Source organism: Vibrio sp. 1402, assembly GCF_033340275.1.
On the sequence record NZ_JAWOWE010000173.1, the window covers coordinates 1 to 802 of the forward strand.

Sequence of the window (802 nt, forward strand, 5' to 3'; positions counted from 1 at the left end):
CTAGGAACGATTATCCGTGTAGCTGACTGGTATGGCATTAAGCACATTATTGCGAGCACTGACTGTGCAGACCCGTATAACCCAAAAACCATCAGCGCGACAATGGGCAGTTTTGGGCGTGTGCAAGTGAGTTTGGTTGATTTGCCAAGCTACTTAGCAGAAGCAAACTTGCCAGTGTATGGTGCTTTCCTTGAAGGTGAGAGCGTGCATAAAACTGATTTTTCAGCAGAAGGTATTTTGTTGATGGGCAGCGAGTCACATGGTGTGCGAGAAGAAGCGTCCAAGTTCGTGACAGATAAGATCACGATTCCTGCTTTCGGTGGCGCAGAATCTTTAAACGTGGCAATGGCGACGGGTATCATTTTGGACAACATGCGTCGTCAGCACAGCTAATCGTATCAACGAATTTTAGATACAAAAAAAGCGTAACGGCCTAGGCGATTTCAAGCTGAGGTTCATTACGCTTTTTTCGTTTTGAATGCGGTTATTTTTCTAACATATCCAACTTGTTTGGCACGCCGTTCCATTTTTCCGCTTCATCCATCGCTGGTTTCACTTCAGTTTGTACCGGCCAGATTTCTGCGAGTTCGGCGTTGAGCTCTTTGTAGATGGTTTGATCTTCAGGCAGCTCGTCTTCTTGGAAGATTGCCGCTGCGGCACACTCGTCAACACACAAGCCACAGTCGATACATTCTATTGGGTTGATTACCATGAAGTTTGGACCTTCGTGGAAGGCGTCAGCCGGGCACACCGCGACACAGTCGGTGTATTTACATTGGATACAGTTATCGGTTACGACAAA

2 protein-coding genes are annotated in these 802 nt (G+C 46.8%); one reads left to right on the forward strand and one right to left on the reverse strand.

What is annotated here, in order from left to right; all coding sequences use genetic code 11:
* Positions 1 to 393, forward strand: a 393-nt coding sequence (locus R7044_RS24890) for an RNA methyltransferase (RefSeq protein WP_225455958.1), incomplete at its 5' end; no start/stop codon positions are given.
* 91 nt (positions 394 to 484) lie between these two features.
* Here the strand turns inward: R7044_RS24890 and R7044_RS24895 are convergent.
* On the reverse strand, positions 485 to 802 hold a 318-nt coding region (locus tag R7044_RS24895; RefSeq protein WP_225455959.1), incomplete at its 5' end, for a ferredoxin family protein.